General features: G+C 65.1%; 19 protein-coding genes and 2 tRNA genes. 11 read left to right on the top strand and 10 right to left on the bottom strand.

Annotated elements, in window-relative coordinates; genetic code table 11:
- Position 1 precedes the first annotated feature (1 nt).
- Entirely contained in the window at positions 2–796 is a 795-nt protein-coding gene (locus AB4Z42_RS10420; RefSeq protein WP_442009086.1) for a DUF1542 domain-containing protein, read from the bottom strand.
- Between the two features lie 75 nt (positions 797–871).
- The gene (locus AB4Z42_RS10415; RefSeq protein ID WP_442009085.1) at positions 872–2008 is read right to left on the bottom strand and encodes a hypothetical protein; all 1137 of its coding nucleotides are present in this window, start codon (positions 2006–2008) and stop codon (positions 872–874) included.
- A gap of 230 nt (positions 2009–2238) precedes the next feature.
- Here AB4Z42_RS10415 and AB4Z42_RS10410 point away from each other — a divergent pair, with 230 nt between their 5' ends.
- Positions 2239–3486: a GAF domain-containing SpoIIE family protein phosphatase gene (locus AB4Z42_RS10410; RefSeq protein ID WP_442009084.1), complete on the top strand. Its 1248-nt coding sequence runs from the start codon at positions 2239–2241 to the stop codon at positions 3484–3486.
- Here the strand turns inward: AB4Z42_RS10410 and AB4Z42_RS10405 are convergent, their stop codons facing one another.
- A complete protein-coding gene (locus AB4Z42_RS10405) occupies positions 3487–4293 on the bottom strand; it encodes a bestrophin-like domain (protein WP_442009083.1) in 807 nt (268 codons plus the stop codon).
- Positions 4294–4619: 326 nt separating this feature from the next.
- The gene (locus AB4Z42_RS10400; protein ID WP_442009082.1) at positions 4620–5483 is read right to left on the bottom strand and encodes an EamA family transporter; all 864 of its coding nucleotides are present in this window, start codon (positions 5481–5483) and stop codon (positions 4620–4622) included.
- Between the two features lie 122 nt (positions 5484–5605).
- Here AB4Z42_RS10400 and AB4Z42_RS10395 point away from each other — a divergent pair, with 122 nt between their 5' ends.
- Entirely contained in the window at positions 5606–6112 is a 507-nt protein-coding gene (locus AB4Z42_RS10395) for a MarR family winged helix-turn-helix transcriptional regulator (protein WP_442009081.1), read from the top strand.
- A 276-nt stretch (positions 6113–6388) separates the two neighbouring features.
- Here AB4Z42_RS10395 and AB4Z42_RS10390 read toward each other — a convergent pair.
- Positions 6389–6462, bottom strand: a tRNA-Gly gene (locus AB4Z42_RS10390).
- 119 nt (positions 6463–6581) lie between these two features.
- On the opposite strand from AB4Z42_RS10390, the gene AB4Z42_RS10385 reads away from it, so the two are divergent.
- The 6 genes from AB4Z42_RS10385 to clpX all read left to right on the top strand — a co-directional run bounded on the left by AB4Z42_RS10385 (position 6582) and on the right by clpX (position 11559).
- A tRNA-Pro gene (locus AB4Z42_RS10385) sits at positions 6582–6655 on the top strand.
- Positions 6656–6723: 68 nt separating this feature from the next.
- The gene (tig, locus tag AB4Z42_RS10380; protein ID WP_442009080.1) at positions 6724–8145 is read left to right on the top strand and encodes a trigger factor; all 1422 of its coding nucleotides are present in this window, start codon (positions 6724–6726) and stop codon (positions 8143–8145) included.
- Positions 8146–8252: 107 nt separating this feature from the next.
- On the top strand, positions 8253–8855 hold the full coding sequence (locus tag AB4Z42_RS10375) for an ATP-dependent Clp protease proteolytic subunit (RefSeq protein WP_442009556.1): 603 nt from the start codon (positions 8253–8255) through the stop codon (positions 8853–8855).
- A complete protein-coding gene (locus tag AB4Z42_RS10370) occupies positions 8852–9511 on the top strand; it encodes an ATP-dependent Clp protease proteolytic subunit (RefSeq protein WP_442009079.1) in 660 nt (219 codons plus the stop codon). The genes AB4Z42_RS10375 and AB4Z42_RS10370 overlap by 4 nt, the downstream gene beginning before the upstream one ends.
- 118 nt (positions 9512–9629) lie before the next feature.
- Positions 9630–9971 (top strand): hypothetical protein, encoded by a 342-nt coding sequence (locus AB4Z42_RS10365; RefSeq protein WP_442009078.1) that lies wholly within the window; start codon positions 9630–9632, stop codon positions 9969–9971.
- Positions 9972–10278: 307 nt separating this feature from the next.
- Entirely contained in the window at positions 10279–11559 is a 1281-nt protein-coding gene (gene clpX, locus AB4Z42_RS10360; RefSeq protein ID WP_442009077.1) for an ATP-dependent Clp protease ATP-binding subunit ClpX, read from the top strand.
- A gap of 204 nt (positions 11560–11763) precedes the next feature.
- Here the strand turns inward: clpX and AB4Z42_RS10355 are convergent, their stop codons facing one another.
- A complete protein-coding gene (locus tag AB4Z42_RS10355; protein WP_442009076.1) occupies positions 11764–13068 on the bottom strand; it encodes a nucleotide disphospho-sugar-binding domain-containing protein in 1305 nt (434 codons plus the stop codon).
- Positions 13069–13191: 123 nt separating this feature from the next.
- Between AB4Z42_RS10355 and AB4Z42_RS10350 the strand changes: the two genes are divergently transcribed.
- From AB4Z42_RS10350 to AB4Z42_RS10340, 3 genes are all read left to right on the top strand, one after another.
- Complete coding sequence (locus AB4Z42_RS10350; protein WP_442009075.1) at positions 13192–13695, top strand: nuclear transport factor 2 family protein; 504 nt, start codon at positions 13192–13194, stop codon at positions 13693–13695.
- Positions 13696–13759: 64 nt separating this feature from the next.
- Positions 13760–14830, top strand: coding sequence for an NAD(P)H-dependent amine dehydrogenase family protein (locus AB4Z42_RS10345; RefSeq protein ID WP_442009074.1), 1071 nt, complete (start codon positions 13760–13762; stop codon positions 14828–14830).
- Positions 14827–15702 carry a glucose 1-dehydrogenase gene (locus tag AB4Z42_RS10340; protein WP_442009073.1) on the top strand — a complete coding sequence of 292 codons (876 nt, stop codon included), beginning with the start codon at positions 14827–14829 and terminating at the stop codon, positions 15700–15702. The genes AB4Z42_RS10345 and AB4Z42_RS10340 overlap by 4 nt, the downstream gene beginning before the upstream one ends.
- Here the strand turns inward: AB4Z42_RS10340 and AB4Z42_RS10335 are convergent.
- From AB4Z42_RS10335 to AB4Z42_RS10320, 4 genes are all read right to left on the bottom strand, one after another.
- Positions 15629–16291 (bottom strand): TetR family transcriptional regulator, encoded by a 663-nt coding sequence (locus AB4Z42_RS10335; protein WP_442009072.1) that lies wholly within the window; start codon positions 16289–16291, stop codon positions 15629–15631. The two genes, AB4Z42_RS10340 and AB4Z42_RS10335, sit on opposite strands and share 74 nt — an antisense overlap.
- 152 nt (positions 16292–16443) lie before the next feature.
- Positions 16444–17268, bottom strand: a complete 825-nt coding sequence (gene fdhD, locus AB4Z42_RS10330) for a formate dehydrogenase accessory sulfurtransferase FdhD (RefSeq protein WP_442009071.1) — start codon at positions 17266–17268, stop codon at positions 16444–16446.
- Complete coding sequence (locus AB4Z42_RS10325; protein ID WP_442009070.1) at positions 17268–19625, bottom strand: FdhF/YdeP family oxidoreductase; 2358 nt, start codon at positions 19623–19625, stop codon at positions 17268–17270. Before AB4Z42_RS10325 ends, fdhD begins: the two co-directional genes overlap by 1 nt.
- A gap of 68 nt (positions 19626–19693) precedes the next feature.
- Positions 19694–21118: an HNH endonuclease signature motif containing protein gene (locus AB4Z42_RS10320; protein ID WP_442009069.1), complete on the bottom strand. Its 1425-nt coding sequence runs from the start codon at positions 21116–21118 to the stop codon at positions 19694–19696.
- Positions 21119–21231: the final 113 nt, after the last annotated feature.

Here is a 21231-nt window from a genome sequence, read left to right as displayed (position 1 = left end):
CTCAGAAACCCCCGAAGTCGCCGCCGAAATCGCCGCCGCCACCCCAGTCGCCACCGCCCCAGTCGCCGCCACCGCCGCCCCAGTCGCCGCCGCCGCCGCCATCGCCTCCGTAGTCGCCGCCGCCATCTTGGCCCTGGTCGAACCCTTGGTCATAGCCCTGTGCGAAGCCCTGGTCATATCCGCTGCCGCTCATGCCCGAGAACAGGGCGTCGAACAGGAGCACCGACCCCAGCCCCCATGCGCCTGCGACCAGCGCCGGTTTCCACCACGGTTCCGAATACCAGCCTGCGGGCACGGGGCGGCCGGCGACTCGGCCGCCGGGGTAGTAGTTCGGGGTGCGCTCGGACGGGGCGGGCGACGCTTCGATCTCGCGGCCCTCGAAGTTGACCCGCCGGTCCTCGGTGACGGTGCCCGCCGAGCGCTGACCGGAAAGCGTCTCCAGTTCCGGTCCCGGGTCGATGCCCATCGCGGTGCGGGCGGCGCGCACGTAGTACAGGCCTTCGAGCGCACTCTCCTTGGCGAGCAGTGCCTGCTTGGCGGTGGTGGCCTGGTCGATCTGCGAACCCGCGGCCGTGTAGCGCTCGGATGCGTCGGCAAGGGCCTGCTTGGATGCGTCGTCGGTGCCGGTCAGGTTGATCACCTGGCCGCCGAGACGTTCGATCACGCGACGCGCATCGGCCTTCGCATCGTCCAGCGAGGCGGTGTTGCGGCGGTCGGCGGCCTTCATCGCCCCGTACACGACGACGCCGAGAACCACGACGACCAGGACAACGAGGACGAGCAGCACGCCGTTCATGGCGTCCAGCGTACCGACAGGAAACGGTCAAGATCGGGGCGCAAAGACGTCGGGAGTTACGCCCAGAGCGGAGATTTACAGTGCGAGAGTCTTGCGGAGGTGCCAGGCGACGTCGCCTTCGTCGCCCTTGTCGGGATGGCTGAAGTACTCGGTGTGCGCCGATCCGCGCTCGAACCGTTCGGGCTCGTTTCCGCTCACCGCGATGTCGTTGACGCCGGGACCGAACAGCGAATCCAACTCGCCGCCGAACCAGTCGCCGTCCCGGCTTCCCCGAGTCACCGGAAACCACAGATTCGTCCACCGCGTGGCGGTGAAGGGGCCGTCGCTCTCGGTGCATCCGACGAGAACGCCTCGCCGCAGCAGTCCCTCAAAGAGCTCGCGCCGTAGTGCGCCGTCCGACGTTTTCGTCCCGCTGAGCAACGCAGGTCGCGTCAACAAGAAATCGGCGAGAGTCAACGGTGCTCCGACGGTGACGAAATCGGTTACGCGCCAAGGCTTTCCCTGCCTGCAGTGACTTTGCGCCCAGAACACGGTCAGCGCGTCGTAGGCGATGTACGCGCCGACGCCGTGGCCTACCAAGACAATTCGCGCGTACCCGTCCTCGTGCAGGTCGCGGAGAAGGTCGACCAGGCCGCCACGGACAGCCCGTCGCGCCGCATATGAGTATGGCGACGGGTCGAGATAGCGGGCGGAGTCGACGAGCGGGGCGGTCTTCTTGTTCACCAGCGCCCGCGCCATCATGCGGTAGAGGCCGAACCAGAAGATCAACACGACCGCACTGATGGTCAGCCCGATGATCCACGCCGGAACATCGGAGTTGAGCGCGTATCCGGAGATGAACAGCACGGGGATCACCAGCAGCGCCGCCGCAATCACGGTCCACACCAGGCGCCACACCCCGAGGAGGGCATCGGGCACGTTGCCGGGCCGACGGAGGAACAGCCGCAGCGCCGACGGCGCGACGCCTGCGTACTTGCCTGCGGTCATCAGGAAAGGCCAGTGGTATTCGAAGAATTCGGCCTGGCCAGGGGCGACGTAGCGGCGCGCCTCGTAGGTGTCGGTGATCAGGGCCGGCCGCGGCTGGTGGTGCCATTGCCCGTCGTGGGGCGGCAGCGCCGTCCTGACGAAATCGTCGAACGTCTCCATCGGACGTTTCTCGCCCATCCCGTGCACGACCACGACCGCTGTGCGGACATCTTCCTCGGCTGCCATGTCACCTTCCGGGCTGTTGCGTAGCGGGGACAGTAGACAATCCCGCTGAATTCTCAACCACATCGCGTGCGCGCGCCTCGGATCTTGGCAGACCGGGCGGGTCGGCACGGCCGGCGACCGGCCGCGGGTAGTGGCATTTGTGTAATTGCGTACCTTCGCCCGTGTTTGCCAAATATCGTTTTCCGCACAGCGCGGCGTCGACCGACGAACGGGGGTGGGTGATGCGCAACATGACAGAGGGAGTCGTGGGCGAAGGCTTCGTGCTCGCTCCCGAGGTCGAAGACGCCCGTATGCAGTCGGTACATCAGCTGCACATGCTGGGTTCGGAGCCCGAGGAGCGTTTCGCCCGCATCACCCGGATGGCGCGGCAGGTGTTCGGTGTGCCGATGGCCGCGGTGTCGCTGGTCGATCGCGATTGCCAGTGGTTCAAACAGAACGATGGTCTTGACCTGGCTGGCACGGTCCCCCGGGAGCAGACCATCTGCCGGGCGACCATCGCGCGGACGTACATGGACGTCGACGAGCTGGCATTGGTTATCGAGGATGCGCGCCAGGAGCCGGATTTCTGCGAACTGCCGGCGATCAAGGCGCAAGGCGGCGTCCGCTTCTACGCGGGCTACCCACTGTTCGGCCCCGGCGGTCACGCTGTCGGCACCTTTTGTATCTACGACACAAAACCGCGCGCGCTCGACGGCCAACAGCTCGAGACTTTCCGCGAATTGGCCGGCTGGGTCCAGCGGGAACTGGAGCGGTTCGACGAGATGGACCGAGCGGCGGAGGTGCAAAACCATCTCCTGCCACGACCTCTCGGTGATCTGCCGGGATACACGGTGTGCGCGTTGTGCATACCCGCCTTCGCAGTTGGCGGCGACTTCTACGACCACTACAGCTCGCAGCGCGGCCTGATCTTCACCGTCGCCGATGTGATGGGAAAGGGCCTCGGCGCCGCGATCATCACCGCCAGCGTGCGATCGGCCCTTCGCGCGGCGTCACGCGCGGTCGACGAATTAGGTGGCGGTGCCGACCTCGCTGATGCGGTCAACTCCGTGTCGGCGCAACTGACCGAGGATCTGGCCAGCACCGAAACCTTCGTCACGCTGTTTCATGCGCGACTGGATACCGCCACGGGATCGGTGCGCTACGTCGACGCCGGCCACGGCATCGCCGTGATCGTACGCAAAACCGGTGTCGTGGAACCGTTGTCGAGCGATTGTCTGCCGCTCGGCGTGATGCCCGACGAGAAGTGGGTGTCGCAGGACGTGACGCTCGAGGACGGAGAAACTCTCGTCATCGCGTCCGACGGTGTGCTGGATCTCTTCGGTGACGGCACCGATGTCCGCCCCGCGCTGAAGTTCGTCGCCGAACACACCGACCCCGCCGAACTGTGCCACGAAGCGCGTGCCCTCGCCGAGGCGGGTGCCGCGCTCGACGACATCACCGTGGTCGCGATCCGGAAGACGTCCAGCGAACCTTCGTAGTCAGGTTTTGCGGTTGCCCTGCGCGTCGCACGGCAGGGGGTGGCCCTCCTCGATGGTCGCGAGTGAGCGCTGCATCTCGGTCGGTTCGATGCTGCCGCTCCACCCCGCATAGGGATGGTCGAGGAAGAAGACGACCACCAGGCCCGCCGCGACGAGTGCCGCGACCATCCCGATCGGTGTCGCCTGGATCAGGACCGGCTCGCGCCGATCGGCCTGGGCGCACATGTAGGCGAGGAGTGCGGTCGCACCTATGCCCAACACGATCCACAGGGGCAGGGGCACCGACGGGGCGGCCTCCGCGAGGCGCGCGCGGCGACCTTCGCGACGCTGCGCCTGCTCGTCGAACCACTGCGCGTAGGCCACCTCCTGTTTGGCGCCAACGGGATTCGCGGCTGCGAAGTCGTCAGCCATGGAGTCGACCCAGGACTGTGTCACCTCCGACGGTCCGCCTGCACGCATCGTGGGCCACTCGTCCGAGATCACCGATCGCGCATAACAGTTCAGCTGTGAGTGCAGGCTCTCGCCTGATCTGCCGCCCAGCACATCCGCGATGACGTGGAGTTCGGCGACGGCGACGGCCTCGCGGCTCGCACCCTCGCGTGCAGTTTGGTAGCTCTGCAGCGAGAAAAGGATCACGAAGGCAAGCATCACCGCGAACATCGTGCCGAGCACGGCCATATAGGTGTCCGACCGCGACGAATCGACGAACCAGCCCTTTTCGGGCATTCGGCGCCGGATGAGCAGGCGGACCGCGACAGCGACGACGACGACCGCCACAACGATGAGCGGCGCGATCCACACCAACACCGCCGCACCTTAACCAGCGCCTATAGCGGTCGTCTACCTGTCTTCGCCTCGGCATGAAGAATCCGCGAAGGCATCTGGCGGAACCTTGACGTGAACGGCCATCACGGCCGGCTGTGAAAAATGGATGTAACTATGAGCCGAGCGTCGAGTCTTCCCGTGTCACGGAAGGGAACTTTGGCCCGCAGTCCGACCACCCAGGTGAGCACGGCCTCGAAATCGCCCGCCATCTTCACCTCGGTTACCTCGGCTGGGTCGCGCGAGGAGCGACAGTTCTCGGCCATGATGCGACCCGAGAAGTCGTAGGCGAGTTGCCACGCGTTACATGTTCAGAACCCGGCGGCGATCATGGCGACGCCGGTGACGGCCGCTGCGACACCGAGGTTTTGAAGCGTGGACATTCTTTCGTGGTCGATGATCCGCGCGAGCAGCACGGTTGCCGCCGGATACAGCGACCCTAAGACGGCGACCACGGCTAGGGCGCCGGAAACGCTCGCCTCGGCGAACAAAAGGTTGGCACTGACGTCGAAGACTCCGACGATGATGATCAGTCCGACCACGCGCTTCGGGAATCGCGTTGGCGACTCGTCGCTTTCTCGTCGGCTGAGAAGGACGAGCAGGGTCACGAACGCGAGAACCGGTATAGATGTACACCGCATGACGACCATCGTCATTATCGTCGAGTACAGGGCTCCGCCTGAGATCGCGAACTGCAGTAGCCCGAATCCCACGGCTGCGCCCACCGCCAACAAGATCGACTGTGTGCGTCGCTCGGATCGAGTCGAGGAATCAGCGGGTCGCGCTGTGGTGACCACCCCACCGATCGCGATCACGATGCCGGCGATACACAGCGCTGAAGGCCTGACGCCACTGAACATTCCGATGATGACGGGGATGATCACGCCGAGTGCAGCGATCGGAGCCACCACGCCCATCGTTCCGATAGCCAACGCCTGGTAGAAGAGAACGACTGCGACAGCACCGGCCATCCCCGCACCGATGGCCCACGGCACGTAACCGGTGGATGCGGCCAATGATCCTGACGCGACGGCGACGATGAGAGCTACCAGCAGGCCTGCAAGCTGCGCGATCAGGACCACTGCCACTGTCAGCCGGTTGCGTGAGGTCTTACCGCCGAAGAAGTCGGCCACGCCCCACAGCAGTGACGAGCCCAACGCGAGCAGGATAGTCACGGCTCAGGGCCTTCGGACGCGCAAGACTCGAACGCGATGATCAGCTCTCTAAGCTCGATGCTAGCTCTAGAAGGCGAACCGATCATCCCCGTCCAGTACGGCCCCGAAAGGCAATATGAGTCATGCATATCGAGGAGCATAGACGGGATCGCAATGTGCTCGCAGCGTGGGCGATCGCGGTTTCCGACGGGGTGCGCGCCGCGGTTGAGAAGTCCACCGAGATGACCGGTAACGGTCCCGCGGGTCTGGTTGCCGTCGTTGCCGAACCAGGGCTGAGCATCGACGAACTGCGTCGCGTGCTGGACCTCACCCATCCCGGTGCGGTCCGATTGGTCGATCGCCTCGTCGAACGGGGCTGGATTAAGCGCCAGCCCGGAATTGGGCGCACAGTGCGTCTAGTCCCGACACCATCGGGCAAGGCAGCCGAACGCCTCCTGGCTGCGGCGCGCGACGAAGCGGTAGCCGCTCTACTGGTGCCCATGGCGGAGGAGGATGTGCATACCGTCGCTGGGCTCATAGACCCTGCCCTGGGCTCAATCGTGACCGACGTCGACGCGATCCGGCGACTATGCAGACTGTGCGACCGCAAGGCCTGCGGAGACTGTCCAGCGGAGGCCCCAAGCGGGTAGCGGGCCACACCGCCGCTAAAGGTTGCCGCGGCGACGATCGATTGAACGTGTGACGTCGAAGAGCCAGCGGTGAGGCTTGCACGCGGCGACGCCGGACGGCAGTGAGTCGGTCATGGTCCACCTCACCGCGTGGTCGGGGTCCGCGCGCAGAACTTGCGGGTCTTCAGGTTGGCGACGTCCAAGCGGAGGCCTCCAGCCGCGATGACCGGTATCGACGCGTTCGTCCGAGAACGTGCTCGCGTTCCGATACGGGACCGTACGGGCCGCGACCAGCCGTGGAGCGGGCGACGGGAATCGAACCCGCGTAGCTAGTTTGGAAGACTAGGGCTCTACCATTGAGCTACGCCCGCGTGTGTTGCACCAGCAGACTGTACCGGCGCCCACGGAATCATCCAATTAAAGGCAGCGCGCGTCCAGGCCGTAGTATCTCGCGTGGTCGTTCTGCGTTTTTGAGACGGCCACAACGGCGCGGGGTGTAGCGCAGCTTGGTAGCGCATCCGCTTTGGGAGCGGAAGGCCGCAGGTTCAAATCCTGTCACCCCGACTGCACCCGCACCGAGACCAGAACCACCCAAGACCCAGAACCACCGAAGAGCTATGAGGAGCACGAGCGTGAAGAGCACCGTCGAGAAGTTGAGCCCGACCAGGGTTCGCATCAACGTGGAGGTGCCCTTCACCGAGCTCGAGCCCGAGTTCGACAAGGCCTTCAAAGCGTTGGCCGGCCAGGTACGGCTGCCCGGCTTCCGTCCCGGCAAGGCGCCGCGCAAGCTGCTGGAGGCCCGCTTCGGCCGCGAGGCCATGATGGATCAGGTCGTCAGCGACGCCGTGCCCGGCCGCTACAGCGAGGCGGTCACGACCTCGGACCTGCGTCCGATCGGGCAGCCCGAGATCGAGGTCACCAAGAAGGAGTACGGCGAGGACCTCGAGTTCACCGCCGAGGTCGACATCCGCCCCGAGATCGAGCTTCCGGACCTGAACGCGCTGAAGGTGACCGTCGACGCCATCGAGGTGGACGACGACGAGGTGGACACCGAGCTGCAGAACCTGCGCGCGCGCTTCGGCACGCTGACCGGTGTCGACCGCGCCGCCCAGGATGGCGACTTCGTCTCGATCGATCTGTCCGCCACCGTCAACGGTGAGGATCTGCCCGAGGCCGCGACCCAGGGGCTGTCGCATGAGGTCGGCTCCGGACAGCTGATCGAGGGCCTCGACGAGGCGATCATCGGCCTTAAGGAGGGGGAGACCCGCGTCTTCACCACCAAGCTGGTCGCGGGCGAGCACGCCGACGAGGACGCTCAGGTCACCGTCACCGTGCAATCGGTGAAAGAGCGCGAGCTGCCCGAGGCGGATGACGAATTCGCGCAACTGGCAAGCGAATTCGACACAATCGACGAGCTCAAGAACAGCCTCACTGAGCAGGTGAGCCAGACCAAACGCATCCAGCAGGCCGAGCTGATCCGCGACAAGGTGCTCGAGACGCTGCTCGAGCAGGTCGACGTGCCGCTGCCGGAGAACATCGTGCAGGGTCAGGTGGACGAGGCGCTGCACAACGCGATCCACGGCCTGGACCACGACGAGGAGCGGTTCGCCGAGGCGCTGGCAGCTCAAGGCAGCAGTCGCGAGGAGTTCGACACCGACAACCGCGCCAACGCGGAAAAGGGAGTCAGGACCCAGCTGCTGGTGGACGCGATCGCCGACAAGCTCGACATCCAGGTCGGTCAGAACGACATCACCCAGCGCCTGATCATGATGTCGCAGCAGTACGGCATGGAGCCGCAGCAGCTGCTGGCCGCATTGCAGGAGAACAACCAGCTGGCTGCGCTGTTCGCCGACGTACGCCGCGGCCTGGCCGTGGCACAGGTCGTGGAGGATGCGACCGTCACCGACTCGAAGGGCGAGGTGGTGAACACCTCGGAGTTCTTCGCACGGGAGGGCGCAGAGGCCGCGACACCCGAAGCGGAGGAAGCCTCCGCCCAAGCGGATGAAGCCTCAGAAGATGCCTCCGAAGATGAGGAAACCGCCGACACCAAGTGACGCTGTGAGCGAACGCGGCCCGTCCCGGGAGTGCGCGCTGGCGCAGGTTGGTTAGTGTCGGTGAGTGTTAGGACATGAAAGAAAGCAGGTATCCAGTCGTGACTGACATGCGTGGTGGATCGCCCGGACTCAACCTCGTCGACTCTGTCTATGAGCGGTTGCTCTCCGAGCGCATCATCTTCCTGGGATCACAGGTGGACGACGACATCGCCAACAGGCTGTGCGCGCAGATTCTGCTGCTGTCCGCCGAGGACCCCACCAAGGACATTCATCTCTACATCAACTCGCCGGGCGGATCGATCAGCGCAGGCATGGCGATCTACGACACCATGGTGCTCGCACCGTGCGACGTCGCCACCTACGCGATGGGTATGGCGGCATCGATGGGTGAGTTCCTGCTCGCCGCAGGCACCAAGGGCAAGCGCTACGCGCTTCCGCACGCCCGGATCCTGATGCACCAGCCGCTTGGCGGTATCACCGGTGGCGCCGCGGACATCGCGATCCAGGCCGAGCAGTTTGCGGTCATCAAGAAGGAGATGTTCCGGTTGAACGCCGAGTTCACCGGGCAGACCCTCGAGCGCATCGAGGCCGACTCCGACCGCGATCGCTGGTTCACCGCGCCGGAGGCCCTCGAATACGGCTTCGTCGACCACATCATCACCAGTGCCAATCTCAATGGCTCTGGCCCGAGCGCAGGACTAGACAAATGACGAACCACTTGCATCCTCAGGCTGACCCCCGTCTCCAGCCGCAGGCTCGTTACATCCTGCCGTCGTTCATCGAGCATTCGAGCTTCGGCGTCAAGGAATCCAACCCGTACAACAAGCTCTTCGAGGAGCGCATCATCTTCCTCGGCGTGCAGGTCGACGACGCGTCGGCGAACGACATCATGGCCCAGCTTCTGGTGCTCGAGTCGCTCGATCCCGACCGCGACATCACCATGTACATCAACTCGCCGGGTGGCTCGTTCACCTCGCTGATGGCGATCTACGACACCATGCAGTACGTGCGGGCCGACATCCAGACCGTCTGCCTCGGCCAGGCTGCGTCGGCCGCCGCGGTGCTGCTTGCCGCGGGAAGCCCCGGTAAGCGGCTCGCGCTGCCCAACGCCCGGATCCTGATCCACCAGCCCGCGCTGTCCGGCGTCATCCAGGGCCAATTCTCCGACCTGGAGATCCAGGCCAAGGAGATCGAGCGGATGCGCACGCTGATGGAGACCACGCTGGCCCATCACACCGGCAAGGACGCCGCGCAGATCCGCAAGGACACCGACCGCGACAAGATCCTGACGGCCGAGGAGGCCAAGGAATACGGCGTGATCGACACGGTCCTTGAGTACCGCAAGCTGTCCGCTCAGACCGCCTGACCTCACCCGTTGCCGCCGTCCCCCGGGTCCGGCAATCCGCCGAACGGTGTCAACAGGCCCGTTGTGCGTGGCAAGCTGTCGACATTGACGGGCACGGCAATAGAAGAGGGCGGCCATCATGAGAGGTATACGGCTCGGCATACGGATGGGCGCGGCGGCGCTGGCGTTGGCTGGTTCCGGGGTGTTGGCGCAGCTCGGAACGTCCGCTGTCGGCAGTGCCCAACCACCACCGCCTCCGCCGCCACCGTGCCCCTACGGGATGTACTGGGACGTCTACACGCTCGTGTGCGTGCCGGTCGACGCGACGGTCTATGTGAACCCCCCGAACCCGGTGGTCGGACCCGTTGGCCCTGTCGGCGTCGGCGGAGTCGTCGGTCCGGTGGGGGTGGGTCCCGTCGGGCCAGGCCCCGTGGGTCCGGGTCCTGTGGGCCCGGGGCCGGTCGGACCGGGTCGTCGATAGCACCGTCCGGCCGCCGCAGTGCGAACGTTCGGTTACGTGTGTTTGCCCAACGGCGGGTACTTTGGTTGCGGGTGGCTCCCGAAGCGGTAACGGGGGCGACACGCCAGGACGCGGCAGCGCGTTCCGGGGGGCTATGGGGGTTGTAAGGCGATATGTTCTGCGCACACAAACGAATACCAACTACGCGATTCGGCTTTATCGGTCGCCTCACGCAGGAACAAGCGGGTAGCGTCGGGTTCAACACCCAGTGGGATCTCGAGCGAACCGACCAAAACTTTTTGCGAACAGGAAAGTAGGACCTCACCATATGGCGCGCATTGGAGATGGTGGTGACCTGCTGAAGTGCTCATTCTGCGGAAAGAGTCAAAAGCAGGTCAAAAAGCTCATCGCGGGCCCGGGCGTATATATCTGCGATGAATGCATCGACCTGTGCAACGAGATCATCGAAGAGGAACTCGCCGATGCCGACGACGTAAAACTCGACGAGCTGCCAAAGCCGGCTGAGATCCGCGAGTTTCTTGAGGGATACGTCATCGGCCAGGACACCGCCAAGCGCACGCTGGCCGTGGCCGTCTACAACCATTACAAGCGCATCCAGGCCGGCGAGAAGATGCGCGATTCGCGCGCCGAGCCGGTCGAGTTGTCCAAGTCCAACATCCTGATGCTGGGTCCCACCGGCTGCGGTAAGACCTACCTCGCGCAGACGCTGGCGAAGATGCTGAACGTCCCGTTCGCAATCGCCGATGCCACCGCGCTGACAGAGGCAGGCTACGTCGGCGAGGACGTCGAGAACATTTTGCTCAAGCTGATCCAGGCCGCCGACTATGACGTCAAGCGCGCCGAGACCGGCATCATCTACATCGACGAGGTCGACAAGATCGCCCGTAAGAGCGAGAACCCGTCGATCACTCGCGACGTCTCCGGTGAGGGTGTGCAGCAGGCGCTGCTGAAGATCCTGGAGGGCACGCAGGCGTCGGTGCCCCCGCAGGGCGGCCGCAAGCATCCGCATCAGGAGTTCATCCAGATCGACACCACCAACGTCTTGTTCATCGTGGCCGGTGCGTTTGCTGGGCTGGAGAAGATCGTCTCGGACCGCGTCGGCAAGCGCGGCCTGGGCTTCGGCGCCGAGGTGCACTCGAAGGCCGAGATCGACACCCAGGACCACTTCGCCGAGGTCATGCCGGAGGACCTGATCAAGTTCGGGTTGATCCCGGAGTTCATCGGCCGGTTGCCCGTAGTCGCCTCGGTGACGAACCTCGACAAGGAATCGCTCGTCACCATCCTGTCCGAGCCGAAGAACGCTTTGGTCAAGCAGTACATGCGGCTGTTCGAGATGGACGGCGTCGAGCTCGAGTTCGAGGAAGCCGCGCTGGAGGCGATCGCTGATCAGGCGATCCACCGTGGCACCGGCGCCCGCGGGCTGCGCGCCATCATGGAAGAGGTCCTGCTGCCGGTGATGTACGACATCCCCAGCCGCGACGACGTCGCCAAGGTGGTCGTCACCAGGGAGACCGTCGAAGACAACGTGCTTCCGACGATCGTTCCGCGCAAGCCCCCGCGCAATGAGCGTCGGGAAAAGAGCGCCTAGTTCTTTTCCCGGGCGCGTGCTGATAGCGACCTGATCAAGCACCACGCCAGATAGCCGACTATCGCGACGTACTGCAGCTGTTCAACCATGGCTCCACCGTGGTCCGGATGTTAGACAGGGGCACGCGTAGCCGACTACGCCATCCGATGCGTTCGACCTGTGGTGCGGGCATCGGCGGTCGGCCGAACGGGTCGGCACACGAGCTCATCGGTTCACCGTCTGGCGTTCGGCGATGACCTCGTCGACGAGGGCGGCGATCTCGGCCACACCGTTGCGCCGGGCGAAGGCCACCTCGAGTTCGCGTGCGGAGCGCAGATAACGTCCGTCGCTGAGCACCTTGCGCACCGCGGCGCGGACGGCACCCGCACTCGGCGTACCGGTTTTGAGGTTTACGCCCGCACCGGCCCACGCCACGCGGGCGGCGACTTCGGGCTTGTCCTCGGTGTTGCCCGCCACCACCAGCGGAACACCCATTGACAAAGCCCGCTGCACCGCGCCGAACCCACCGTTGGTGACCATGACATCGACCTTGGGTAGCAGGATGTCATGCGGGATGTGTTCGGCGACATAGGCATTCATCGGCAGCGGAGTCTTCAGCTGGGATACGGGCCGACCGCCGGTGGTGGCGACGACGATGACGTTCTCACCGCCGAGCGCGTCGATGGTGGGTTCGAGCAGCCGGCCGAGGTCGGCGTTGTCGATGGTGCCCTGCGTGACATGAACGACCGGGCGGTCGCCGTCGAGTTCCGACCACCACGGTGGACGACGGAATCCGCGCGATGGACTTGGGTGCACGGCGCCGACGAAGCGGACATTCGACGGCAGATCACTTCGGGGGTAGTCGAATTCAGGCACCGTCGGGGCGATGAAGCGGTCCGCCAGCACGCTGGAGTCGAGGATGAACGTGGGCAGCTCACGACTGTTCAGTCGATCGAGCAGGAGATTGGCCGCGTTGTGCGAATCCCGTAACAACACCTTGTGCGACAGCAGCGTCAAAGCCTTATTGCGCAGCCGCCCCAGCATGGTCGACGACGGGGCCATGCCCAGGCCGAAGGGGGCGGTGTCGCGACTGCTGATCATCAGCGGCGTCGTGGTGTAGGTCAGCACCGGCGGGCGGGCCGCGGGATCGCCGAGCAGGAACGGCAGGATGCCGAAAAAGGCGGCGTCGATGAGGATCGCGTCGAACCGCGTCTGCGCCATCAACTCCGAGAGCGCACGAGTCTGCAGCGGCATCGGGCCGACGAAGATTCGCGTGATGTCGAAGTTGACTCTCTTGATGCCCGACGTCTCGGCCCGGCCGGGCAGGTCGATGTCGAGGCGGGTCATATCGAAGTCGGCCTCGGCGGGTACTGCGGCGGGGATGGCGCCGATCGCGCGGATCTTGCCGCCATGTGCGGCGGAGGTCAGGACGGTGACGCGGTCTCCGCGGTCGACGAGACCCTGCGCGACATTGAGCAATGGACCGATGTGGCCGGCGGGGGACATTGAGGCGATGAGAATTTCTGGCATGCATCGATGCTCTGCGAACGGTCGATCGCAAGCTTGGAGGTTACGTGGAGATCCGGTGGAGATCGCAGGTAGATGCGGTGTAGTGCGCGGTACGGTCGGGCGACGGCAAAGTTAGGGGAAACGATGGCAGAGCTGAACGAGCGCGAGCGCGAGGCGCTGGAGTCATACCGGCGTTATGTCGCACAGCGTGAGCTGTGTGTCGCGGGCGAGGCGCCTTGGTCCACCATCGGCGAATGGTTCACCGAGGATGCCGTTTTCATCGACCCGGCCTTTGGCCGGGTGCAGGGTCGTGACGAGATCACCGCGTTCTTGGACCGGTCGATGGTCGGCTTCGAGGGATGGAGTTTCCCAGAGGAATGGACCATCGTCGACGGCGACCGCCTCGTCACGTTCTGGTGGAATCGCTTGGCCGACGAGCGCGCAGACGGTACGCCGTATCAGGCGCCGGCGTTCTCGGTGCTGCACTATGTCGGCGACGGGTTGTTCGATTACGAACTCGATCTGATGAACATCGCTGAAGTGGGCGAGCTGCTGGTCGAGTCCGGCTGGGTGCCAAGTGCCGGCATGGCCGTCCCCGAACCACGCCCCGACCGAAACATCACCCCGCCGCGTCTCGACTCACCGTGACCAGTTTGGATGATAGCTACTTCTATCTTGACAGTGACTCTCACTCGCGGCTTGAATGGGGCTCATGGCGATTCGAGTGGTGCAGTGGGCGACCGGCGGCGTGGGGCGAGCGGCGATCGAGGGGGTGCTAGCGCACCCCGATCTCGAGTTGGCCGGCGCTTGGGTGCACTCGGAGAGCAAGCATGGGAAGGATGTCGGCGAGCTCATCGGTCGTGACCCGATCGGTGTCAAGGCGACGACCAGTATGGAGGATATCCTCGCTCTCGACGCCGACTGCGTCGTCTACAGTCCTCTCCTGCCGAATGAGGACGAGGTCGTCGCCCTGCTTAGCTCTGGCAAAAACGTTGTCACTCCCGTCGGATGGGTCTACCCCGAGCTCGATAACTGCAAGGCCATCCTCGATGCGTGCGCCGAAGGCGGAAGCACGCTGCACGGCACCGGTATTCACCCCGGCGGCATCACCGAGCGGTTCCCGCTGATGGTCTCGGCACTGAGTGCGGGCGTGACGCACGTGCGGTCGGAGGAGTTCAGTGACATCCGCACCTACAACGCTCCCGACGTGGTGCGCTACATCATGGGATTCGGGGTATCGCCCGAAGAAGCCATGGCAGGTCCGATCGTCGACCTACTGGGCGCGGGATTCAAAGCATCGGTACGAATGATCGTGGCGGAGATGGGTTTCGACGTCGATCCTGAATTCGACACGGTGCAGGAGGTTGCCGTGGCGACCGCGCCGATCGATACTCCGGTCGGCGTCATCGAGCCGGGTCAGGTCGCCGCCCGCAAGTTCCACTGGCGCGCCGTCGTGGACGGGACACCGGTCGTCACAGCAACAGTCAACTGGTTCATGGGAGAAGAGCATTTCGACCCCGCGTGGAGTTTCGGACCTCAGGGGGAACGGTTCGAGGTCGAGATCACCGGCGACCCTGACGTCTTGCTCACGTTCAAGGGCCTGCAGCCCGACACCATCGAGGAGGGGCTGGTGCGCAACCCCGGCATCGTGGTCACCGCCAACCACTGTGTCAGTGCCATCCCGTACGTCGTCGACGCCGGACCCGGTATCAAAACCTATCTCGACCTGCCTTTGTTGGCCGGCCGCGCGGCACCCCAGTTCGGGCTGGGCCGCAACCGGTGATCCTCGACGAGTTCCGGCTCGAGGGGCGCGTCGCAGTTGTCACCGGGGCCGGCCAGGGGATCGGCCGCGGGATCGCCATGGGCCTTGCGGAGGCCGGAGCCACCGTCGTGGTGGGCGCGCGCACCGAGGCCGATCTCGATGAGGTCGTCGTCCGCATCGAGGAAGCAGGAGGCAATGCGCTCGCCGTCGTCACTGACGTGCTCGTCGACGATGACCGTCACAGGCTGATCGATTCCGCGATCGAGCGCTATGGCCGGTTGGACGTGCTCGTAAACAATGCCGGCGGGACAGGTCCAAGGTCGGCGATGACGACGTCGGAGCAGTACTTCGACATGGCGATGAAGTTCAACGTCACCGCGCCGTTCTTGATGAGTCAGCTTGCCGCGCAGGCCATGGTGGACACCGCGGGCGGTGGATCGATCGTCAACATCTCTTCGCGATGCTCCGACATGGTGATGAGCTCGTTTGTGGCGTATGGGGCCGGGAAGGCCGCGCTCAACCAGATGACACGCAACCTTGCCGCTGAGCTCGCACCGGTGGTGCGCGTGAACGGGATCATCGTCGGCGGCATTGCTACCAAGGGTCTCGACGTCGTGCTCACCAACGACGATCTTCGGGCGCAATTCGAGGCCAACACCCCGATGGGTCGGCCCGGCACCCCGAAGGACATCGCTTGCGCCGCACTCTATCTGGCCTCACCGGCCTCGGCATGGGTGACCGGCAAGTTGCTTCACGTCGACGGCGGTTGCGAACGGCCGGCCATCGACGTACCAGTGCCGCCGCTGCGCGCGAGTGGACCTATCGCCGACGCCGGGCAGGCCGCACCGGAGTATCTAGTCCGCGGGTCACCAGCTGGAGCGCGCGCTCGGTGAGCGCGTGCAGTGACTCGCTCTGGTCATAGGTGAGCCACCATTCATAGGCGTACTCGACCGCAGCGACGGTAGCCCGCACCAATACACCGGCGCGTATGTCGGACGCGGCACCGGTGTCGTTGAGGCGCGATGCAACTGCATCGATGAGCTCGTCGCAATCCTCGCGACTCAGCAGGGAGGCTCGCCGCAACTCCGCCGGCGCCGACGCCATCGCCCGACGCCACAGTTCGAGTGTCTCGTCGTCGTTCAAGAACTGTGAGGTGCGAGCGAGGATGGCCGCCGCGATGGAGTCCGCGACATCCTCGTCCGCGGGGCGGGCGCGGAAGTTTGCGACGATCTGTGCACGTCCGCGCTGGGTCGCTCCGAGCAAGAGGTATTCCTTGCTCGGCACGTGCCGAAAGAAGGTGCTCGGTGAAATGCCTACCTCTTCTGCGATCGCTTCCGTGTTGACGTTGTCGAAACCGTTTGCGGCGAAGAGTCGCAGCGCGGCGTGCTGAATGTCGGCGCGTAGCGCATTGCGTTGCCGTTCACGCAGCGGAATTGATGCGCTGTCGTCGGGCTGGTCGGGCTGCTGCGGCGTGGTGGGCATGTTCACCTACATAGTTGTCGAGCTTCACGCCCGGGAGTAACAGTCTTCAAGAAGATGACAGTAACTGTCAAGTTCAGTGTCACTATCCGCCGTCGCTGGTTGTCCTTTCGGGCAACGCCTTTCGCAGCTCGCGAAAAGCCTCGTGACGGCTCTTAGTGCGTCACGCGGTCGGGTCTGGTGTAGATGTTCATCGACTCGCCGCGTAGGAACGCCACGAGGGTGAGCCCGGATTGGCTGGCGAGGTCGACGGCCAGCGACGACGGCGCGGACACCGCGGCGAGCACCGGGATGCCTGCCATCACGGCCTTCTGCGTGAGCTCGAACGACGCGCGCCCGCTGACCAGGAGCACCGTGGCGGTCAGGGGTATCCGGTCGTGCTCCAGGGCCCAGCCGATGACCTTGTCAACCGCGTTGTGGCGGCCGATGTCCTCGCGCACGACCAGCGTGGTGCCGTCGGCGTCGAAAAGCGCGGCGCCGTGAAGCCCTCCGGTACTGGCGAATACCTTCTGCTCGGCGCGCAGCCGGTCCGGCAGTGCCGACAGCGTTTCGGCGGCGACCGTCGAGGGGTCGTCGCCGGGGCAGTGCTTGCTGATCGTCCGCACCGCTTCCAGGGAGGCTTTACCGCACACCCCGCACGACGACGTCATGTAGAAGTTGCGCGTGACATCAACACCAGGCGGCGGGACACCTTGAGCGAGGGTGACGTCGAGGACGTTGTACGTGTTGACTTGATCGGGTCCCGCGCCCTTGCAGTAACGCACGGTGAGCACATCGTCGCGGTTGGCGATGATCCCCTCGGTGAGCAGGAAGCCCTGTGCGAGTTCGACATCCGACCCCGGCGTGCGCATGGTGACCGTCAGCGGTTTCCCGTCGACGCGGATCTCCAGCGGTTCCTCGACCACCAGCGTTTCCGGTCGCGCAACGGCATCGTCGGCGGTGACGTGTTGTACTCGGCGCCTCGCGGTTACCCGCCCCATCAGGTGACCACGCGATCTTCGGCCTGCACACCCGCGGAGCGCTCCAACCGGATCACCACGGCCTTCGATACCGGGGTATTCGACTTGTCGGCAACATGATCCAGCGGAACCAGCGGATTGGTCTCCGGGTAGTAGGCCGCGGCGTTGCCGACGGGCGTCTCGTAGGCCACCACCTTGAAGTCCTTGGCACGCCGCTCCTGCAGTTCGCCGTCACCGCCGGGGAATTCCGATACGAGGTCGACGCGGTCGCCCTCCTGCAATCCGAACTTCTCGATGTCCGCCTTGTTCACGAACACGACTCGGCGCCCGCCCTTCACGCCGCGGTAGCGGTCGTCGAGGCCGTAGATGGTGGTGTTGTACTGGTCGTGACTACGCAGCGTCTGAAGGATCAGCCTGCCTTCGGGGATGGGCACCCACTGCAGCGGATTCACGGCGAAGTTGGCTTTACCCGTGCTGGTGGGGAATATGCGCGAATCCCGTGGGCCGTGCGGCAACTGGAAGCCGTCAGGTGCACGCACCTTGGCGTTGTAGTCGTCGCAGCCCGGCACCACCGCCGCGATCGCGTCGCGAATTTCGTCGTAGTCCTTGATGAACGTTTCCCACGGAACCGGGTGTGTTGGTCCGAGCAGTTCGCGCGCGAGTTGACTGACGATCGCGACCTCGCTGCGCACCTCATCGCTCGGTGGATGCAGGCTGCCCCGTGACAGGTGCACCATCGACATCGAATCCTCAACGGATACCTGCTGTTTGACGCCGTTCTGGATATCGCGGTCGGTGCGGCCGAGCGACGGCAGAATGAGCGCGGTGCGCCCGTGCACAATGTGGCTGCGGTTCAGTTTGGTCGAGACCTGCACCGTGAGCGAACAGTTGCGCAGCGCTGCTTCGGTCACCGCGGTGTCCGGTGTCGCGGTCGCGAAGTTGCCGCCCATGCCGATGAACGTCTTGGCTTTTCCGTCGCGCATCGCGCGGATCGCGTCGACCGTGTCGACGCCGTGCTTGCGGGGGCTGGTGATGCCGAAGCGATCGTCGAGGGCGGCGAGGAACGTCTCGGGCATCTTCTCCCAGATGCCCATGGTGCGGTCGCCCTGGACGTTGGAATGTCCGCGCACAGGGCACAATCCGGCGCCCGGCTTGCCGATCATGCCGCGCATGAGCAGGACGTTGGCGATCTCGGAGATCATCGGCACGGCGTGCTTGTGCTGAGTCAATCCCATGGCCCAGCACGCGATCGTGCGCTCGGAGTCGATGAGCATCTGCGCGACCCGCTCGAGCTGCTCGCGCCCGATCCCCGTCGCTTCCAGCACGACGTCGAGGTCGACGGCGCGCGCCTGAGCTTCGTATTCGGCGAAGTTCGCGCAATACCTCTCGATGAAGTCGCGATCGACAACCGAACCCGGTGCGCGATCGTCAGCCTCCAACAGCAGACGCGCGAGCCCGGCGAAGAGCGCCATGTCGCCGCCGAGGCGGATCTGGACGAACTCGTCGGCGATCGGGACGCCGTGCCCGACCACACCGTGCACCTTCTGCGGATCCTTGAATCTGATCAGTCCCGCTTCGGGCAGCGGGTTCACCGCGATGATCTTGGCGCCATTCTCCTTGGCCTTCTCCAGCACCGAGAGCATGCGGGGATGGTTGGTGCCCGGATTCTGGCCGGCGATCACGATCAGGTCGGCATTGGCGACGTCCTCGACGGTGACCGATCCCTTGCCGATCCCGATGGCCTCGACCAGCGCTGCGCCCGACGATTCATGACACATGTTGCTGCAGTCGGGAAGGTTGTTGGTGCCGAAGCTGCGCACCATCAGCTGGTAGAGGAACGCGGCCTCGTTGCTGGTGCGTCCGGAGGTGTAGAAGACGGCCTCGTCAGGTCTGTCGAGGGCGCGCAGCTCGTCGGCGATGAGGCGATAGGCGTCGGCCCAGTCGATCGCACGGTAGTGGTCGTCGCCGGGGCGCAGCACCATCGGGTGGGTGAGCCGGCCCTGCTGAGAGAGCCAGTACTCGGGTCGGCCGTCGAGGTCGGCGATCGAGTGCCTGGCGAAGAAGTCGGGCGTGACGACGCGTTTGGTCGCCTCTTCGGCGACAGCTTTCGCGCCGTTCTCGCAGAACTCGGCGAACTTGCGGCCACCGTGTTCCTCGGGCCACGCGCAGCCGGGGCAGTCGAATCCGTGACGCTGATTGAGCCGTACCAGCGATGCACCGGTCCGCCACGCTCCCATGGATTTCAGCCCGCGTTGCAGCGACACCATCACTGCCTTGACCCCGGCCGCCTCGTGCTCCTGTCCGGTGGTGACGACCGCGTGCTCGTCGTAGTGCGCGTCGAAGTCGCGGGTGACGTCGCGTCGTCTGCCTAGCCGCATATACCCAGCCTAGTTCGTGGTTTCCTCAGCACCGGCTACCCGGGAAACCTAGGCGCTATGCAGGTTCTCTATGGTCCGCGTTCGCTGTTGGCATCGTCGTCTGGTGGGCGGAGGAGGAGTTCGGGGCGGTGGTAGTAGTTGATGCGGGTTTGGCCGTCCCCCGCAAGCGGGAGGTGCCCCCAGTCGAGGTCGGGTGGGGGGATCCATTCGACGTCGTTGTCGGCGTTGATGGCGGTGGTCCAGCCTCCCGGTCCGACCATGCGGTTGTCCGGACCGCACGCCAGCCCCAGTTCGTCGACGTTGGTTTGTCCGTCGTCGGCCCAGTCTTTGGCGGCGTGATGGACCTGGCTGCCGTAGGCCGGGACGGTGCAGCCGGGTTTCGTGCAGCCGCCGTCGCGGGCAATGAGCATGATCCGCTGGGCCGGGGTGGCGACCCGTTTGGCGCGGAACAGGTCCAGGGCTTGTCCGGTGGATTTGTCGAACACCGCGAGCCAGTGGTTGGCATGCCCGGCCATCCGGATGACGTCTTTGATGGGCATGAGGCTGCCGCCGCCGGTCGTGCCGACCCCGGCGCGTGATTGGAGGTCTTGCAGGGTGGTGCGGATGATGACCGACGTCGGTAACCCGTTGTGCTGGCCCAGTTCGCCAGATTGCAGGGCGTTGCGGCCGAGGGCGATCAGTGCGTCGTGCTGGCGCTGCGCGAGACTGCGCTGGTCGCCGTCGATCTGGGCCTGCGACGGAGTCCCCGAGACGCAGGGGTTCTCGTCGTCGGGGTTGCACATGCCGGGGGCGGCCCATTTGGCGAAGATGGCTTCATAGATCGCCCACGCTTCGGGCGTGAGGTGACCCTTGACCGGCACCATGCCGTCGCGGCCCTGCGGGCCAAAATGCAAACTCCTGTTGCGGGCGTGTTCGGTGTCGTCAGGTTCGGGGCCGTCCTGGTCGAGCAGGAACAGCACTTTGTCGGCGGCTTTCTTCAGCTCGGTGGGGCCGACGCCGGCAGCGAGGCGCACGAGGTCGGTTTCGATCTGCTCGCGGGTGGGGGTGTCGACGAAACCGGGCAGGCGGTCCATGGTGTCGCGGATTTTGTCGACGTGTTCGGCGTTGATCGCTGCGGCGGCTGCTGCGGCGGCGGTGGCGGCCAGTACCGGTGCCAGGGGTTGGCCGGTCAACGCGCGCCGCGGTCCGAGGAGTTCGGCCAGAGCGAGTCGTTTCCCGGCGTCGGTGGCGCTGATGCGCCAGCGGATGCGTAGGACGTCTTTCCAGGATTTGGCGCCGAGTTCTTTAGGTGTGGTTTCGGCTTGCAGGCGGGCCAGGGCGCGGTGCCATTGGGTGGGCAGCTGACAGATCAGGGTCTCGAGGTCGTCGAGCATGGTGAGCAGTTCGCGGTGGGTGAGCATGTCGAGTTCGCAGGCGGCCAGCGACTCGTGGGCGGTGCGTAGTGCGGCCATCGCCACCTGCACCGGAGCCGCCAACATGATTCGAACATACATTCGACCACCGACAACCCCGGCCGGGATTGTGACAGCTGAAACTACAGTGACACAACGGATTTGAGTGAATTCGAGCGGGCGGTCCTCGATCACGGCCGTTAGCAAACAAATTC

The sequence above is a fragment of the Mycobacterium sp. 2YAF39 genome (assembly GCF_052114565.1).
Taxonomy (GTDB): domain Bacteria; phylum Actinomycetota; class Actinomycetes; order Mycobacteriales; family Mycobacteriaceae; genus Mycobacterium.
The sequence above is the reverse complement of the archived record's forward strand: the minus strand, read 5'-3'. Positions and strand labels throughout refer to the sequence as shown.

Bases quoted from the DNA above. Each gene is read 5' to 3' on its own strand.
- AB4Z42_RS10320 (WP_442009069.1), bottom strand. From the start codon at position 21,118: ATGTATGTTCGAATCATGTTGGCGGCTCCGGTGCAGGTGGCGATGGCC.
- clpX (WP_442009077.1), top strand. From the start codon at position 10,279: ATGGCGCGCATTGGAGATGGTGGTGACCTGCTGAAGTGCTCATTCTGC.
- AB4Z42_RS10365 (WP_442009078.1), top strand. From the start codon at position 9,630: ATGAGAGGTATACGGCTCGGCATACGGATGGGCGCGGCGGCGCTGGCG.
- AB4Z42_RS10420 (WP_442009086.1), bottom strand. From the start codon at position 796: ATGAACGGCGTGCTGCTCGTCCTCGTTGTCCTGGTCGTCGTGGTTCTC.
- AB4Z42_RS10370 (WP_442009079.1), top strand. From the start codon at position 8,852: ATGACGAACCACTTGCATCCTCAGGCTGACCCCCGTCTCCAGCCGCAG.
- AB4Z42_RS10375 (WP_442009556.1), top strand. From the start codon at position 8,253: ATGCGTGGTGGATCGCCCGGACTCAACCTCGTCGACTCTGTCTATGAG.
- AB4Z42_RS10395 (WP_442009081.1), top strand. From the start codon at position 5,606: ATGCATATCGAGGAGCATAGACGGGATCGCAATGTGCTCGCAGCGTGG.
- AB4Z42_RS10345 (WP_442009074.1), top strand. From the start codon at position 13,760: ATGGCGATTCGAGTGGTGCAGTGGGCGACCGGCGGCGTGGGGCGAGCG.
- AB4Z42_RS10355 (WP_442009076.1), bottom strand. From the start codon at position 13,068: ATGCCAGAAATTCTCATCGCCTCAATGTCCCCCGCCGGCCACATCGGT.
- AB4Z42_RS10350 (WP_442009075.1), top strand. From the start codon at position 13,192: ATGGCAGAGCTGAACGAGCGCGAGCGCGAGGCGCTGGAGTCATACCGG.
- AB4Z42_RS10410 (WP_442009084.1), top strand. From the start codon at position 2,239: ATGACAGAGGGAGTCGTGGGCGAAGGCTTCGTGCTCGCTCCCGAGGTC.
- AB4Z42_RS10415 (WP_442009085.1), bottom strand. From the start codon at position 2,008: ATGGCAGCCGAGGAAGATGTCCGCACAGCGGTCGTGGTCGTGCACGGG.
- AB4Z42_RS10325 (WP_442009070.1), bottom strand. From the start codon at position 19,625: ATGCGGCTAGGCAGACGACGCGACGTCACCCGCGACTTCGACGCGCAC.
- AB4Z42_RS10335 (WP_442009072.1), bottom strand. From the start codon at position 16,291: ATGCCCACCACGCCGCAGCAGCCCGACCAGCCCGACGACAGCGCATCA.
- fdhD (WP_442009071.1), bottom strand. From the start codon at position 17,268: ATGGGGCGGGTAACCGCGAGGCGCCGAGTACAACACGTCACCGCCGAC.